Origin of the sequence: Cryobacterium sinapicolor, from assembly GCF_004403465.1 — a bacterium.
Classification (GTDB): domain Bacteria; phylum Actinomycetota; class Actinomycetes; order Actinomycetales; family Microbacteriaceae; genus Cryobacterium; species Cryobacterium sinapicolor.
The window spans coordinates 15,803-29,646 of the sequence record NZ_SOGQ01000020.1; the positions used below are offsets into that span (position 1 = coordinate 15,803).

Annotated in this window: 12 protein-coding genes; 8 read left to right on the top strand and 4 right to left on the bottom strand. The window is 70.5% G+C overall.

Translation table 11 applies throughout. The features are described from left to right. Nucleotides 1-25 precede the first annotated feature (25 nt). Nucleotides 26-3,652, bottom strand: a complete 3,627-nt coding sequence (locus E3T28_RS04660; protein ID WP_134428409.1) for a proline dehydrogenase family protein — start codon at nt 3,650-3,652, stop codon at nt 26-28. Between the two features lie 141 nt (nt 3,653-3,793). Between E3T28_RS04660 and E3T28_RS04665 the strand changes: the two genes are divergently transcribed. The 4 genes from E3T28_RS04665 (at nt 3,794) to E3T28_RS04680 (ending at nt 7,403) form a co-directional block, all read left to right on the top strand. Then, entirely contained in the window at nt 3,794-4,708 is a 915-nt protein-coding gene (locus tag E3T28_RS04665) for a LysR family transcriptional regulator (RefSeq protein WP_134428410.1), read from the top strand. Between the two features lie 73 nt (nt 4,709-4,781). After that, on the top strand, nt 4,782-5,159 hold the full coding sequence (locus E3T28_RS04670) for an META domain-containing protein (protein WP_134428412.1): 378 nt from the start codon (nt 4,782-4,784) through the stop codon (nt 5,157-5,159). 34 nt (nt 5,160-5,193) lie between these two features. Next, nucleotides 5,194-6,792: a phytoene desaturase family protein gene (locus E3T28_RS04675; RefSeq protein WP_134428414.1), complete on the top strand. Its 1,599-nt coding sequence runs from the start codon at nt 5,194-5,196 to the stop codon at nt 6,790-6,792. 98 nt (nt 6,793-6,890) lie between these two features. Next, a complete protein-coding gene (locus E3T28_RS04680) occupies nt 6,891-7,403 on the top strand; it encodes an SRPBCC family protein (RefSeq protein WP_134428416.1) in 513 nt (170 codons plus the stop codon). A 124-nt stretch (nt 7,404-7,527) separates the two neighbouring features. Here the strand turns inward: E3T28_RS04680 and E3T28_RS04685 are convergent, their stop codons facing one another. From E3T28_RS04685 to E3T28_RS04695, 3 genes are all read right to left on the bottom strand, one after another. Further along, entirely contained in the window at nt 7,528-8,091 is a 564-nt protein-coding gene (locus tag E3T28_RS04685; RefSeq protein WP_134428418.1) for an acyl-CoA thioesterase, read from the bottom strand. Nucleotides 8,092-8,283: 192 nt separating this feature from the next. Continuing rightward, nucleotides 8,284-9,327, bottom strand: coding sequence for an alpha/beta hydrolase (locus E3T28_RS04690; protein WP_241979165.1), 1,044 nt, complete (start codon nt 9,325-9,327; stop codon nt 8,284-8,286). 91 nt (nt 9,328-9,418) lie between these two features. Beyond that, nucleotides 9,419-9,964 (bottom strand): YbhB/YbcL family Raf kinase inhibitor-like protein, encoded by a 546-nt coding sequence (locus E3T28_RS04695; protein WP_338145383.1) that lies wholly within the window; start codon nt 9,962-9,964, stop codon nt 9,419-9,421. A gap of 137 nt (nt 9,965-10,101) precedes the next feature. Here E3T28_RS04695 and trhO point away from each other — a divergent pair, with 137 nt between their 5' ends. From trhO to E3T28_RS04715, 4 genes are all read left to right on the top strand, one after another. Beyond that, entirely contained in the window at nt 10,102-11,034 is a 933-nt protein-coding gene (gene trhO, locus E3T28_RS04700; protein WP_134428420.1) for an oxygen-dependent tRNA uridine(34) hydroxylase TrhO, read from the top strand. A 269-nt stretch (nt 11,035-11,303) separates the two neighbouring features. Continuing rightward, nucleotides 11,304-11,942, top strand: a complete 639-nt coding sequence (locus E3T28_RS04705) for an aminotransferase class V-fold PLP-dependent enzyme (protein WP_338145384.1) — start codon at nt 11,304-11,306, stop codon at nt 11,940-11,942. An 89-nt stretch (nt 11,943-12,031) separates the two neighbouring features. After that, nucleotides 12,032-12,970 carry an ATP-binding cassette domain-containing protein gene (locus E3T28_RS04710; RefSeq protein WP_134428422.1) on the top strand — a complete coding sequence of 313 codons (939 nt, stop codon included), beginning with the start codon at nt 12,032-12,034 and terminating at the stop codon, nt 12,968-12,970. Next, entirely contained in the window at nt 12,967-13,809 is an 843-nt protein-coding gene (locus E3T28_RS04715) for an ABC transporter permease (protein WP_134428424.1), read from the top strand. Before E3T28_RS04710 ends, E3T28_RS04715 begins: the two co-directional genes overlap by 4 nt. The last annotated feature ends 35 nt before the right edge of the window (nt 13,810-13,844 follow it).

Below are 13,844 nucleotides of genomic sequence, written 5' to 3' on the forward strand. Positions count from 1 at the left end.
CCTCGGCCCGGCCGCAGCCCGGCCGCTAGATCAGCCCGTCGGAGAGGGTACTCGGATTGCCGAAGCGGTGCGCGGTGATCGAGATCGCCTGCTCGCGCAAAAACGGGAGAAGCTCGACCCGGCCGGCCTGGGTCACGGGGTGCGCGTACACCGCGATGTCCGGGCTGCCGCCGAGCGCGTGGGCCAGACGGGAGGCCTCCGCATTCGCCCCCTGCAGGCGGTCCCCGCCGATCAGGCGCACCCGGCTGGTGCGGATGCCGCCGGTCTGGGCCCGCTCCAGCCATTCGTCGTCGCTCTCGACCGCGACCGCGATCTCACGTTCGGCGAGCACATTGCGCACCATCGGCGGAACCGGGATGGCGCTGGAGACCTCGAACCGCGCCGTCGACAGGGTCGCGGCGATGATCACCCGCAGCAGGTCGGAGAGAGTGCCGGACTCGGTCAGCCGCACGGTGACGGGGAGCGGGCGGTAGCGGAACAGGTTGCGTTCGAGACCGAGATCAGAGACATCCTTCACGGCGCCGAACTCCTCCCGCCAGGCCAGCGCGTCGCTCAGCGCCGACCGGCGCAGCACGTCGAAGTCCGCGTAGTCGAGCACGGTCTGCGCCGCCTCGATCAGGTCGGTGACGGCCTGGTCGAGGCCGCGCAGGTGCAGCGTCGAGCTGTTGCGGCCGGGTTCGCTCACCCAGCTGCCGAACCCGTACAGGTAGTTCGGCCCGCCGGCCTTGGTGCCCGGGCCCACGGCCGAGCGCTTCCAGCCGCCGAAGGGTTGGCGCTGCACGATCGCGCCGGTGATGCCGCGGTTCACGTAGAGGTTTCCGGCCTCGATCGTGTCCAGCCATTCGGCGAGCTCGGCCGGGTCGAGCGAGTGCAGCCCCGAGGTGAGGCCGTAGTCGACCGCGTTCTGGAAACGGATGGCCTCCGCCAGGGTGCGGGCGTGCATCACTCCGAGCACGGGCCCGAAGAATTCGGTCAGGTGCACGTAGGATCCGGGCAGCACCCCGGTGCGGATGCCGGGCGACCAGAGCGCGCCGGACTCGTCGAGCTGCTGGGGCTCGACCAGCCACTTCTCACCGACGCCCAGCGTGGTGAGGGCGTGCAGCAGCTTGCCCTCGGCCGGTTCGATGATGGGGCCCATTTGGGTGACCGGGTCGGCCGGGCGGCCGACCCGCAGGGACGTCGCGGCATCCGTCAGCTGGCTGATGAAGCGCTCCGACTTGGCGACCGATCCGACCAGGATGACCAGGCTCGCGGCCGAGCACTTCTGCCCGGCGTGCCCGAAGGCGCTCCTGATGACATCGGCTGCGGCGAGGTCGAGGTCGGCGGAGGGAGTGACGATGATGGCGTTCTTGCCGCTCGTCTCGGCCAGGAGGGGTAGGTCCTCGCGGAAGCTGCGGAACAGCTGGGCGGTCTCGTAGCCCCCGGTCAGGATGACCCGGTCGACGGCCGGGTGCGAGATCAGGCGGGTGCCCAGCTCCCGGTCCGCGAGGTCCACCAGCACCAGCAGGTCGCGCGGCACGCCGGCCTCCCACAGCGCCTCGACCATGACGGCACCGGAGCGCTGGGCGAGCTTGGCGGGCTTGACGATGACGCCGGAGCCGGCGGCGAGGGCGGCGAGAACGCCGCCGGCCGAGATGGCGACCGGGAAGTTCCACGGCGGGGTGACCACGGTCAGCTTCGAGGGCACGAAGATGGCGCCCTGCACGGCGTCGAGGTCGCGGGCGCGTTCGGCGTAGTAGTGGGCGAAGTCGATCGCCTCGCTGACCTCAGGGTCACCCTCGGCGATGGTCTTCCCGGTTTCGGCGGCCATCACCTCGATCAGGCGGTCGCGGTTCGCGGCGAGCGCGAGCCCGGCCCGGTGCAGCACGGCGGCGCGCTCAGCGCCGGTGCGCTGGCCCCAGGCGGCGCCGCTGGCCGCGGCGGTCTCGATCAGGCGGTCCAGCTCGGCCCGGTCACCGACCCGGGCGTCACGGATGGCGTCCACGCCGAGCGTGGAGGTCTCGACCCGGCTCAGGATGCGACGGCCCCAGTCCCGGTTCGCGGGCAGGGACGGGTCCGTGTCGGGTTCGTTGTGGAAACCGGTGTGCGGCAGGCTCGCGATCGAGCCGCGGGTGAGCCCGAGCACGGCCGCGGTGAGCCCGATGCCGGACTCGTCCCCGGACTCGTCGTCGAATTCGTCGCCGCCGCCGGGCAACCCGCCGTCGTGGTCGGCCGCGTCGAGCTGGGCGGCCTGGGTGCGGTCCTGGCGGCGGTTCGGCTGCGGGACGACCAGGTCGAGGCCGTCGAGTGAGGCCAGGAACCGCTCCTTCTCGCGGTCGAAGAGCTGCGGGGAACTCGTCAACTCGAACACCGCCGACATGAAGTTGTCCTGGCTGGCGTTCTCCTCGAGACGGCGGATCAGGTAGCTGATGGCCACGTCGAATTCGGCCGGGTTCACCACGGGCGTGTAGAGCAGGAGGCGGCCGACGTCCTTGCGGACCGCCTCGGCCTGGCTGGTGGCCATGCCGAGCAGCATCTCGAACTCGACCCGGTCGTCCACGCCGCGCTTCGTGGCGAGGAGGTGGGCCCACGCCACGTCGAAGAGGTTATGACCGGCGACGCCGATCTTGACGGCATCCGTGTTCTGCGGGGTGAACGCCCAGTCGAGCACGCGCTTGTAGTTCGTGTCGCTGTCCTGCTTGGTGGAATAGGTCGCCAGCGGCCAGTCGTGCACGGCCGAGTCGACGTGCTCCATGGCCAGGTTGGCGCCCTTGACGACCCGCACCTTGATCGGCGCTCCGCCCGCGGCCCGGCGACCCTGTGCCCAGTGGGTCAGCCCCTGCAGCGCCCCGAGTGCGTCGGGCAGGTAGGCCTGCAACACGATGCCGGCCTCCAGGTGCAGCAGCTGGGGCTGGTCGAGGATGCGCTCGAACACCGCGATGGTGAGGTCGAGGTCGCGGTATTCCTCCATGTCGAGGTTGATGAACTTGGCCCCGGTGGCCCGGCCTCCTCCGGTGGCCCCGCCTGTCGAGACCCCCGCGGCCAGCTCGTACAGCGGGGTCAGTCGCTCCACGACCCGGTCGACGGCCTCGTCGAACGACCACATCGACAGCTGGCTGGCGATAGAGGAGACCTTGATCGAGACGTAGTCCACGTCGTCGCGGGCGAGCAGGGAGCGGGTCCCCTCAAGGCGGCGCAGCGCCTCCTTCTCCCCGAGCACGGCCTCGCCGAGAAGGTTGATGTTGAGCCGGTTGCCGGGCTCGCGCAGGTGCGCGATCGCCGGGCCGAGCTTCTCGGGCGTGGCGTCCACGACCAGGTGCCCGACCATCTGACGCAACACCTTGCGCGCCGCGGGGATGACCACCCAGGGCAGCACCGGGCCGAGCACGCCGCCGAGACCGATGGCCCCGCGCATGTAGGAGGGCAGGAAGCCGGGCGCCTGCCGGGCGACCTTCGCCAGGTTGTAGCCGGCGACCATGAGGTCCTCCGGGCGCATGACGCCGTCGACGAAGCCCACCGTGAAGTCGAGCCCGTTCGGGTCTTTCAGCACGCCGGCGAGGCGCTGGGCCGACACGTCGGCGGGGATCGTGGCGCTGTCGGCGAGCCACTTCTGCACGAGGGCGACCACATCGGCGCTGAAATCGTGCTGCACGGATGGAGTGGAGTTGGTCATGGTCACGAGGCTAGTTCTTTCGTTCACGGCGGACGGCTGATTTCAGTGTGTGGTTTTCGTTCCTTTAGCAAAAGCGAATCTTTATGATCGATATTGATTAGCATTTATGATCAATAGGGAGTCAATCGAGGAGGGTGACGGATGCTGGATGTGCGCCGACTGCGCCTGCTGCGCGAGCTCAAGATCCGCGGCACCCTGGCCGGGGTCGCCGAGGCCCTCGCCTACAGCCCGTCCGCCGTGTCGCAGCAGCTCTCGCTGCTCGAGAAAGAGGCCGGCGTCCCGCTGCTGCAGAAGGTCGGGCGCCGGGTGCGGCTCACCCCGCAGGCCGAGGTACTCGTGCTGCACACGACCTACCTGCTCGAGCGGCTGGAATTGGCGGAGGCGGAGATGACCGCGTCGCTGACGACCGTCTCCGGCACCGTGCGCGTGGCCCTGTTCCAGTCCGCGGCGCACGCCCTCATCCCCCGGGCCCTCACGCTCCTCGCCGAGGAGTTCCCCGAGCTGCGGGTCGAGGTCACCGAGCGCGAGCCGGAGCGCGGCCTGTTCGAGGTCTCCGCGCGCGATTTCGACCTCGTGCTCGCCGAGCAGTATCCCGGGCACACCCGGGCGCGCTGGCCCGATCTCGACCGGGTGAACCTGGCGACGGATGCGCTCCGGCTGGCCGTTCCACCCCCGCGCCGCGGCCGCGGCCCGACCGCGTCGCTCGCCGAAGCCGCCGACCTGCCCTGGGTGATGGAGCCGGAGGGCACCGCCGCGCGGCACTGGGCAACCCAGCTCTGCCGGTCGGCCGGATTCGAGCCCGACGTGCGGTTCGAGACCGCCGACCTGATCGCGCACATCCGTCTGATCGAATCGGGCACCGCCGTCGGCATCCTGCCGGACCTGATCTGGGCCGGGCAGACGCCCACGGTGCGCGGTGTCGAACTGCCCGGGAGCCCGCTGCGCACCGTGTTCTCCTCCGCCCGGTGCTCCAGCGCCAGACGGCCGGGCGTGCTCGCCGTGCGCGACGCCCTGGCGCGCGCCGTGGACCTGGTCGCCGCCCCGGCGAAAGGTTGACCTTCCCCGGTTTTGATCGTTGAATGGGCGCGTCCGGCGACCCGCGCCGACACCCGCGAACGGAGCCCCACCCATGCCCAAGCCAATCACCCTGCTCGCGTTCGCCGCCGTCGCCCTCGCGTTGGGTCTGGCCGGATGCGCTGCCGGTGCCGGTGCCGGCAGCGCGGACGTGACGGGCACCTGGGGCACCCCCGACGCCACGGGCACGCCCGGCCTGGAGTTGAAAGACGACGAGTCCGTGACCGGGACCGACGGCTGCAACCGGCTGGTCGGCACCTGGTCGATGAACGGCGACACCATCGAGTTCGGCACGTTCGCGTCGACCCTGATGGCCTGCGAGGGCGTGGACACCTGGCTGAACGGGGCCAGCACCGCCACCGTGGACGGGTCGACCATGACCATCCAAGACGACGGCGGGGACGAGATCGGCACACTCCAACGCACGAACTGACCCCGCCGGGCCGGCGCATGAGTAGTGTCGGTGCATGAGCGAACCCACACACGATGTCGTGATCGTCGGCGGCGGACACAACGGCCTGACCGCCGCCGCCTATCTGGCCCTGGCCGGCAAGAGCGTGCTCCTGCTCGAGCGGGAGGAGCAGGTCGGCGGCGCGGCCATCTCGGCCCAGGCGTTCCCCGGCGTCGATGCGCGGCTCTCGCGCTACTCCTACCTGGTCAGCCTGCTGCCGCAGCGGATCATCGACGAGCTCGGGCTCGAGATCGAGCTGGCACGCCGCCGCTACTCCTCGTACACCCCCGACCCGGCCGACACCCGCTCGGGACTCCTGGTCGACCGCGGTGACGAGCCGGCCACCCGCGGCAGCTTCGACCGGGTCGGTGCGGCCGCCGACTTCCCGGCCTGGAACGCCTTCTACCGCGACACGGAGAGCACCGCCCGGGCGCTCTTCCCCACGGTCTGCGAACCGCTGCCCACGCGCTCCGAGGCGAAGGCCCTGCTCGGTGACGACGTGATCTGGGAGCAGTTCTTCGAGCGGCCGCTCGGCGGCGCGCTCCGTGATCGCTTCCAGAACGACCTCGTGCGCGGGGTGGTCGCCACCGACGGCCTGATCGGCACCTTCACGTCGTTGGACAGTCCGGAGCTCGACGCGAACCGGTGCTTCCTTTACCACGTCATCGGCAACGGCACCGGGGATTGGGACGTGCCGGTGGGCGGCATGGGCGCCGTCTCCAGCGAGCTGGAGAAGGCCGCCCGGCAGGCCGGCGCCCGGATCGTGACGGAGGCGGAGGTCATGGGCGTCACGCCGGAGGGCGAGGTGCGCTACCGGCACGGCGGAGCCCAGCATGTCGTTCAGGGTGCGCACGTGCTGGCCAACGTGGCCCCGTGGGTGTTGCGAGGCCTCCTCGACGAGGCCGCGCCGGCATCCGTGCGCCCCGAAGCCGGAGCGGGCGATGGGGCGGGCGCCAAACCGGAGGGCGCGCAGGTCAAGGTGAACCTGCTGCTCCGCCGGCTGCCGCTGCTGCGTGACACGTCCGTCTCCCCCGAGGCCGCGTTCGGCGGCACCTTCCACATCAACGAGACGCTGACCCAGTTGGAGAGCGCCTATGATCAGGCGGCCCACGACGGCCTCCCCGAGCTGCTGCCCTGCGAGATCTACTGCCACTCGCTCAGCGACCCGAGCATCCTCTCCCCCGAGCTCGTCGCCGCCGGCGCGCAGACCCTCACGGTGTTTGCTCTGCACGCCCCGCACCGCTGGCTCACCGAGGAGAACAACGACGAGATGCGCGACCGGCTCCAGGCCGCCGTTCTCGCGTCGCTGGATTCCGTACTGGCCGAGCCCATCGAGACCCTGCTGCTGACGGATGCCGCGGGTCGGCCCTGCATCGAGACGAAGACCACGCTCGACCTGGAGCACGCCCTCAACCTGCCCGGCGGCAACATCTTCCACGGCCCGCTGGAGTGGCCGTTCCTCGAGGACGACGAGCCGCGATCCACCGCGGCCGAGCGCTGGGGGGTGGCGACGCGGCATCCGCGAATCCTGGTCTGCGGGGCCGGTGCCCGGCGCGGCGGCGGCGTCAGCGGAATCGGCGGACACAACGCGGCGATGGCGGTGCTCGAGGGGTAGGCGGCGGGCCGGGACGGAGGGCGTGGCTGCTGGCCCCGGCCCGGAGAAGGGCATAGTTTTGTCGTGAGGCCCGTGCCTCACTCACCGTGGAGGTTCGCATGTCATTCAAGCCAACCGGACGCCTCGCCTATCGCGAAGACGGCCTGTACTTCATGCTCGACCGGCTCTTCACCGCGTCGAAGGAAGACGTGTGGGCGAGCGTGAGCAGGTCCGCCGGTCTCCACGGCTGGATCGGAACCTACACGGGCGCTCCCGAGACCAGCGCCGTGCGGTTCAAGCTGGACGAACCGGATGCCGAGTGGGAGTACGTGAGCATCATCAAGTGCATCCCGCCGAAGCGGTTCACCGCCGACATCGGTGAAGGCGACGCCTCTCGTCACGTGATCCTGCACCTCGTCGAGGGAGCCGGGATGACCACCCTCACGTTCGGCCAGCGCCTGCACTCCGCCGCGGAGGCCGCCAGAGTCGGCCCGTTCTGGGACCACTACTTCGACCGCCTCGTTGCGGCGCGCACGGGCCAGCCCCTGCCCGACCGGACCCACTACCAGCCGCACGTGGAGTACTACAGCGAGCTGATCCCACCGAAGAAGGCCACCGAGCCCACCACCTAGCGGGGCCGCTCCCGGAAGACTCGGGAGGGTCAGAGCCGCAGCCGAATTCGTTCGGGCTGGGGCGGACTTGCCGCAGGGCATCGGACCCACAAGACGCGGCGGTTGGATTTCGCGCGGCGCCCGCTCAGCTCCAGTGACTGGGGGCGGCGGCGCGGGTGGCGGGCATGGCGACATCCGTGCTCCAGTCCAGCAGCCAGGCCGGCACGGTCACGTCGTCGGGCACCGCGCCCACGGCGTCGACGAGCTCATCGATCCCGACGACTCCTCCGCTGCGCTTGAGGAACCGGCCGCGGATGAACCCCTGCGCGTAGATCTCCGGGATGCCGTCGGCGTCCGGCCGCACGAACCGCTGTTCGACGTAGACGGCCTTCGCGTCGAAGCCCAGAATGCGCGACTCCACCGTGAATTTCTGGCCGAGGGTCAGCGACTTGCGAAAACTGATCGTCTCCGACACCACCACCGGGTACCAGCCGCGCTTCTGGAAGATGGCCCAGATACCGGTGCGGTGCAGCATGTCGAAGCGGGCGATGTCCATGATCGACAGGTACACGCCGTTGTTCATATGCCGCAGGATGTCCTGATCGGTCGGCAGAGTGACGAACCGGGTGCCGGCCACGTCGTAGTGGCCGAGGCGCGGCCCGAAGCGGGACAGAACAGAATGCAGGAGGGTGCGCCAGAGCATATGCATCCTGAGATGCTAGCCACCGGTGGCCCCGGGGGCGCATCGGCTGTCGCGAGCCACAAGCATCCGGCCCCACATGCCCGGAACCTGCACGATTGCCACAGCAGACGCCCCACATGCCTCGGTGTACCCGTTCCGGTCGAGCGTGCCCGTTCCGCGGGTCACTCTCGGCACGAGGGCGGCACGGCTCCGCGGCCGCTAGGCGGCAGGGAGCGCCGCGGGCCGCTCCGCTACCGCCACGGCCGCCACAGCCGCCGCGGCGGCCGGCACCCCGGCGACGCGGCGCACGAAGGCGCCCAGCCGGCGGTAGACCTCCTGCGATTCCGGATGCGCCGCGTCCTGCTGCCAGGTGTGGCGGGTGTTGGCCTGCTTCCGGTCATAGATCAGCGTGTCGACCGCGATCGAGCGCCGGCGCAGCGCGGCGATGAAGTTGAGGTTCGCCCGGTAGAAATAGTCGCGCTCCGAGGTGGTCACGAGCACCGGCGGGAATCCGCTGTCGAGCCACTCGATCGGGGACATGAACCGGGCCGCGGTGCGCAGCACGACCCCGCGGCCGCGCTCGGGCAGCAGGATCCGCAGAAAATTGAGGCTCAGCACGAATCCGCGCTCGAACATCACCGAGATGTCGGCGATGCTGCAGTGCTGCACCAGTCCCCGCAGGTCTTCCCGCGCCACCTGGGGACGGAGGTCGTAGTAGGACGCGAGAACCGGGTCGAACGCCGACGCGGCCAGAAGCGCCGCGATGTGGCCGCCGGCGGAATCCCCGCCCAACACGATCCGGCGAGGGTCGCCGCCGAACTCCTCGATGTGGCGCGCCACCCAACGCAGCACCTCGTTCCCGTCGTCCAGCATGTGCTTCAGTTGGAAACGTGTCGCCATCCGGTAGTTCGCGTTGACGACGATCATGCCGTCGACCGCCTGGCTGGCCGCGTACTTGGTCAACGGCGCCTTGTCGCCCGAGGTCCAGCCGCCGCCGTGGAAATAGACGTAGACCGGCAGCGGCCCCGGCGCCTCGTGCGGCACCAGCACGTCCAGGCGATGGTCACGGATGCCGTCACCCACGTAGTCGAGGTCGAAGTGGTAGTCGACGGCGTCGATGGGCTCCGCGTTGAAGCGGTGCAGCTCGCCGGTCGAGATCCGGTGCATCAGCGCCCGCCACGCCCAGACCGGAACCCGGGACAGGCTGGTTTCCCGGTGCTCCTGCGGCTGGATGGGCTTCTGAGGCTGGGACGGGTGGCTCATCGGGCTGGGTCGCAGTTCTGGATCACCCGAGAACCGTAGGAGGCCCGCCCGTGAACAACCTGAGAAGACCTCAGGTTAGGGATGACATGGCTCAGGGGTTAAGGGCGGCTCCCCCGTGCACGCCGGTGGCCTCGAGCACCGCGCGGGCCAGGGTGTGGAAGTGCAGGTTGAACCCCAGCACGGCCGGCGTGGAGTCCGGATCGATGTCGAGCCGGGGCACATCGACCGCGTGCACGATGAACTGGTACCGGTGCGTGCCGGTGCCGGCCGGAGGGCCCGCGCCGACGAAAGCCGACTGGCGCCCTTCATTGGGCAGGGTCACGGCATCCGTCGGCAGCAGCCGCCCGCCCGGAGCGCCGGCATCAGCCGGCAGCGCCGCGCAGCCGGCCGGCAGGTTGAAGACGGCCCAATGCCAGAATCCGGAACCGGTCGGGGCATCCGGGTCGTACATGGTCACCGCGAAACTCTTCGTGTCGGCCGGGAATCCCGACCACTCCAGCTGCGGGGAGATGTTCCGGCCGTCGGAGGCGGTGCCGTACTGCGGGGCGGAGAGGGGCGCGCCGTCGGTCATGTCCGTGCTGGTCAGGACGAACAGCGGAACTGCGCCGAACCGGGAGAGAGGGTCGTTCTGGGCCACGGGGCCTCCAATTGGTTGCCAGAAGCTTAGCCACCCGGCCACCCCGGGTACCACCCAGAGGCATTCCAACCGGGGGGATCCCGGCCGGCGGGATCCTCCGGCGGGATCCCGGCCGGCGAACTCCGTAAAATGAAGCAGTGGCCATTCCGAAGATCCTGCTCTACTACGTCTTCACCCCGTTGGCCGACCCCGAGGCCGTGCGCCTCTGGCAGCGGGACCTCTGCGAATCGCTGGGCCTGCGTGGGCGCATCCTGATTTCCGCCGACGGCCTCAACGGCACCGTCGGCGGCGACCTGCCCGCGATCAAGCGCTACCTGCGCAAGACCCGGGACTACGCCCCGTTCAAGCACCTCGACGTCAAGTGGAGCGAGGGAACCGGGCTCGACGAGCAGGGCCTGAGCCTCGACTTCCCTCGGCTGGTCGTGAAGGTGCGGGACGAGATCGTGAGTTTCGGCGCGCCCGGCGAGTTGCGGGTCGACGCCAATGGTGTGGTCGGCGGCGGCGCCAAGCTCTCCCCGTCCGAGCTTCACGCCCTCGTCGGCGAGCGCGGCGACGACGTCGTGTTCTTCGACGGCCGCAACGCGTTCGAGGCCGGGATCGGCCGCTTCCAGAACGCGATCGTGCCGGATGTCGCCAACACCCGTGAGTTCGTGGCCGAGCTGGAGAGCGGCAAGTACGACCACCTCAAGGACAAGCCCGTCGTCACCTACTGCACCGGCGGCATCCGCTGCGAGGTGCTCAGTTCCCTGATGACGGAGCGCGGTTTCGGCGAGGTCTACCAGCTCGACGGCGGCGTGGTGCGCTACGGCGAGGCCTTCGGCGACGACGGCCTCTGGAACGGTTCGCTCTACGTCTTCGACCAGCGGATGTCCCTGGACTTCAGCGACCACACCGCCGTGATCGGGCGTTGCCTGGTGTGCGGCGAGCCGACGAAGAACATGCTCAACTGCCGGGATGTCTCCTGCCGGGAACAGCTCGTCGTCTGCCCGGGCTGCGTCGCCGCGGAGGCCCCGGCCTGCGCGGACCACGCCCAGGCTGATGCGCGGGCCCGCGCGAAGGCCACGCCCTAAAACCGGCCGCCGTGCACAGGCCGCTTCCCCGGGGCGCGCTGCGGGGCTGTGAGTGGATGCAGTGTGACCTTTGATGCGCAGAAGATCCGACCCGACTTTCCCGCCCTCGCCACCGGCACGGCCTTCTTCGACGGCCCGGGCGGCACCCAGACCCCGCTGTGCGTCGGGGCCGCGATCGCGTCGACCCGGACCGGCCGCTCTCGATCCGGGGAACCGGAAGTCCCTCCCAGCAGAACGCAGAGGACGCCGTCACCGGGTTCCGGAGCGCCATGGCGGATTTCTTCGTCTGCTCGGCCTACAAGTTCTTCGGTCCCCACTGCGGGATCCTCGCGGCCGCCCCCGCCCTGCTCGAATCGATCCATCCCGACAAGCTGGCGCCCTCGAGCGACCAGGTGCCCGAGCGGTTCGAGCTGGGCACTCTCCCCTACGAGACGCTGGCCGGGGTCACGGCCGCCGTCGACTTCCTCGCCGGTCTCGGCGAGGGTGGCGGCGCCGGGAGCGGGGGCGGGAGCGAGGACGGCGGCGAAGGCGGCGGCGGCTCGGCCGGGACCTCCCGGCGGGACCGCCTGATCCGCTCCTCCCGGGCCCTCGAGCACCACGAGGAGACCCTGCGAGGCGAATGCGAGGCCGGCCTGGCGGAGCTGCCTGGGATACGACTGCACTCCCGGGCCGCGGTGCGCACGCCGACCGTGCTGGTCACGTTCGCCGACCACGACGCCGCGGATGCGTCCCGCTACCTGGCGGCGCGCGGCATCCTCGCCCCGGCCGGCTCGTTCTACGCCCTCGAAGCCTACCGGCACCTCGGGCTCGGCGACGGTGGCGGCCTGCGGATCGGCCTCGCTCCGTACAGCACCGGTGACGAGGTGGCCCGGCTGCTCGGCGCGCTGCGCGACTTCCTCCGCGGCTGACGGGCGACGGGCGGCATCCGCCCTAGGCTGGAGCCAGATTCCGGCGTGCGATCACCAGCGCGGGATCCTCAGCAACGGAGGGGGAACGGATGCCGGTCGGCGCGGTCATCGAGTTCAGTAGCATCACCAAGACATTCGGCAGCGTCACCGCGGTGGACAGGCTGTCCTTCACGGTGGAGCCCGGCCGGGTCACCGGCTTCCTCGGCCCCAACGGCGCCGGCAAGACCACCACGCTGCGCATGCTGCTCGGGCTGGTCGCGCCAACGTCCGGCACGGCGACGATCGGCGGCATCCGCTACCGGGACCTGCCGCGGCCGTTGCAGACCGTCGGGGCCGCCCTCGAGGCGGCCAGCTTCCATCCCGGCCGCACCGCCCGGAACCACCTCGCGGTCTACGCCACCGCCGCGGGCCTGCCCGCCGCGCGCATCGACGCCGTGCTGCACACGGTCGGACTCGGTGCGCACGGCTCCCAGCGCGTCGGCGGCTATTCCCTCGGCATGCGGCAGCGGCTCGGCCTGGCCTTCACCCTGCTCGGCGATCCCGGCGTGCTCGTGCTCGACGAGCCGATCAACGGCCTCGACCCGGAAGGGATCAAGTGGATCCGCGGTTTCCTCCGGTCCATGGCCGACGAGGGTCGCACGGTCCTGGTCAGTTCCCACCTGCTGTCCGAGGTGCAGCAGAGCGTCGACGACGTGATCATCATCGCGGGCGGGGCCCTCGTGCACCGAGGCACCCTGTCGAGCCTCGAGACCGAGGCGGCGCCGCGCATCCTGGTCGACTCCCCCGACCGCCCGGCTCTCGCTGCCGCCCTCGGCCGGGCCGGCATCGAGTTCTCCGTCGGGCGCACCGGGCTGCTCGCCGCCGCTCCCGACGCGGCCCTGATCGGGCACATCGCGTTCTCGGCGGGCGTGGAACTCAGCGCCCTGCACCGTGAGAGAAAAGGGCTCGAGGATGCCTTCCTCGCCCTCGTGAACGAGACCGGGACCGGGACCGGGAATAGCAGCACAGAGAGAGGCGAGTCACGATGACCTCCTTCAGCCGCGCCATCGGCGCCGAGTTCGCCAAGCTCGGCACAACGCGCATGTGGTGGGTCCTCGCCGCGGTGATGTTCGGCTACATCGCCCTGCTCGCCGGCGGCCTCGCGGCACTGTTCGCGGGAATCGAGAGCGGCGTGATCAGCCCGGATGCCGCCGGTACCGGATCCCAGGGACTCGCCGGGTTCGGCAGCCTCCCACCCCTGATCTACAGCTTCGCGTCATCCGTCGGCTATGTCTTCCCGGTTCTGCTCGGGGCTCTGTCCACCACCGGCGAGTTCCGGCACCAGACCCTCACCCCCACGTTCCTCGCCAATCCCCGGCGGGCCCAGGTGCTCGGCGCCAAGACGGTCACTCTCTTCGTGGTCGGTGCGTTCTTCGGGGTCGTCGCGCTGCTCGCATCCGTCGGCGTCGGCGCGCTCGTCATCAACGCGTTCGACGTCGACCCACTGCTGGCCGATAGCGCCACCTGGGCGCTGTTCGGCCGCACGGTGCTCGCCATGGCCGTCTGGTCGACCATCGGGGTCGGCCTCGGCGTGCTCGTGCCCAGCCAGGTGGCGTCGATCGTCATCGTGCTCGCCTTCACCCAGTTCGTCGAACCGCTGCTGCGCTTCGCGTCGTTGTTCACCGAGGTGACGCAGGGCATCGGCAACTACCTGCCCGGCGCCGCCTCCGACGCCCTGGTCGGCGCGAGCTTCTTCACCCTCGCCGCACCGGGAGGCTCCCCGGCTGCGATGCTCGAGTGGTGGCAGGGCGGGCTGGTGCTCCTGGCCTACGCGGTCGCGGCGACCGTGATCGGGAATGCGGTCAGCTGGAAGCGCGACGTCACCTGACCACGGGCCAGGTGACCCGGGCGCCCACGTAGTCT